At 45.4% G+C, this 1,823-nt stretch carries 2 protein-coding genes and 1 pseudogene; 2 read left to right on the top strand and 1 reads right to left on the bottom strand.

Features of this window, described 5'->3' with window-relative positions; translation table 11 throughout:
- The coding region (locus B3180_RS06480) for a hypothetical protein (protein WP_286843629.1) at window positions 1-446 on the top strand (446 nt) is incomplete at its 5' end.
- Window positions 446-1,168: a helix-turn-helix domain-containing protein gene (locus tag B3180_RS06475; protein ID WP_286843627.1), complete on the top strand. Its 723-nt coding sequence runs from the start codon at window positions 446-448 to the stop codon at window positions 1,166-1,168. The genes B3180_RS06480 and B3180_RS06475, both read left to right, overlap by 1 nt.
- Before the next feature lie 33 nt (window positions 1,169-1,201).
- Here B3180_RS06475 and B3180_RS06470 read toward each other — a convergent pair.
- A pseudogene (locus B3180_RS06470) lies at window positions 1,202-1,823 on the bottom strand (hypothetical protein); the annotation flags it as partial.

The following is a 1,823-nucleotide window of genomic DNA, read 5'->3' as shown; positions in this document are numbered from 1 at the left end:
CACGCTTCAGCTTTGCTATGAAAACACCCATCTTCAATATCCACGATTTAATCCTTGTGCTTACCCTCGCCGTTTGTGTCCTGCTGGTGATTTTTCAGTGGGTGCTGTCCAAACAAAAAGCGATTGCCTCGCAATTGTTGTCGGGATTTTTTGTTTGTGTAGGGGCGAGTGCGCTGGGTAATTTGTTGTTATGGAATAACTATATTGGCTTGCACAGTGATGTGGCGAATATGACATTGTCACTAAGTTTGGTGGCGGCGGTTGTGGGTAAAAGTGTTTGCCTGTATTTGTATGTTGTGGCGATTACACGGGCGAATTTTTCACTGCGTGCAAAAGACGGATTGCATCTTCTAAATTTATTGGCCGTTATTGGTTGGGGTTCTGGGGCGATTTGGATAGTGACCGGTTGCGCTTTCAATCTGCGACCCATACTGAAAACTCAGTAATGCTCACCAATTATCTATGGCACTACTTGAAGTTTGTACCGGTAATTTATGCGTTTGCGGCAGCGTTAGAAATCTATCGTTATAAACAACAATTAAAACAATTTTATTCGAGTTTGAGTTTGCAGGGGCCTTATTGGTTATTATTGCTGACGCTGGGTTTTGCACTCAATTGGTTGTGGTCTCTGGTTGTACATCTACTTGGGCAGTCGGTAAGTTTTGCGGTTGCCGATGGCTTTGGTATTTTTGATAATTACATTACGTTTCTATTGGTTAACGCGCTCTTCATCTACAGCTTGTTGTATGCCCATCAGCTACTGGAAACTAAAGCTAAATCGAAAGAAAAAGAAGTCTTTGTCACGGCTGAAGTATCGCCCGATGTAATTGCGCGTATCCGTAACACTATGGAAAAGCAGCAGTTGTATTTAACCCAGAATTTGAATATTGAAGATTTTGCGCGGCAGGTGGGGATTCACTATCGCGAAGTGTCGAGCATTATTAACAAAGAATTTAATACGAATTTTTTTGAATTTGTAAATGAATATCGGGTCAATCGCGCCAAGCAAATGCTGCTTGACCCGCAGTATGCACAGATGACAATTCTGGATATTTTGCTGGAGTCCGGCTTTAACAGTAAGTCGTCATTCCACCGTTTTTTTAAGCGCTATACGGGGATGTCGGCGGCGGAGTTTAGAAAGACTAACCCCCCCATCCCCCCCCCTTGATAAGGGGGGGATGGGGGGGGTAATTTCAGCAGATTATTTAACGCTGCGACCTGCAACGGCCAATCCACCTAATAATACTAACCACACAAAATTCATTGCACCGCCACCACTTGAACCACCGCTTGCCACTTTGGATGTTGCGCTTGATGAAGTGGCTACTGCAGCAGAACTTGCCGCTTCGCTCGCTGCAATACTGCTCGCCGCAACTGAACTTGCTGCAGAACTTGTAACGGTTATTGAACTTGCGCTTGAGCTACTGGTGGGTTCATCGGCAGGAGGTGTACCGCTAAAACCGGTGGCGTTTTCTTTGGTGAGTGCAAGCACCAAAATACCGTTTTTCACCACTACATTTTCCGGTGCAAAATCCACGCGGTTCATGTCAAAGGTCCAATTGGCTTTGCCCCAGCGCGCGCTATCAAAACTGTTGAAATCATCGCGCCAACCGCCTTCAAATGTTTTGGTGGTGGCGTTGTAAGGTTTGTATTCGATGTAATTTATAAATTGATAAACCGGCAGTACAGCATCATCCCATGCACCTACCCACGCCACTGACTCATGGGACCAAAGATTAAAACGCAAACTTTGTGGATTAGTGAGGCTAGTGACTGTGCTGGTGCCAGTAATGCGGCGCACTTCTACGCCGTCCAAATACCAG

Source organism: Idiomarina sp. UBA4206, from assembly GCF_002383015.1.
GTDB classification, from domain to species: domain Bacteria; phylum Pseudomonadota; class Gammaproteobacteria; order Enterobacterales; family Alteromonadaceae; genus Idiomarina; species Idiomarina abyssalis.
This window is presented reverse-complemented; position numbering and strand designations above follow the sequence as displayed.

What these genes read in the sequence shown, in the direction of transcription:
- B3180_RS06475 (WP_286843627.1), top strand. Translation starts at nt 446, where the DNA reads ATGCTCACCAATTATCTATGGCACTACTTGAAGTTTGTACCGGTAATT.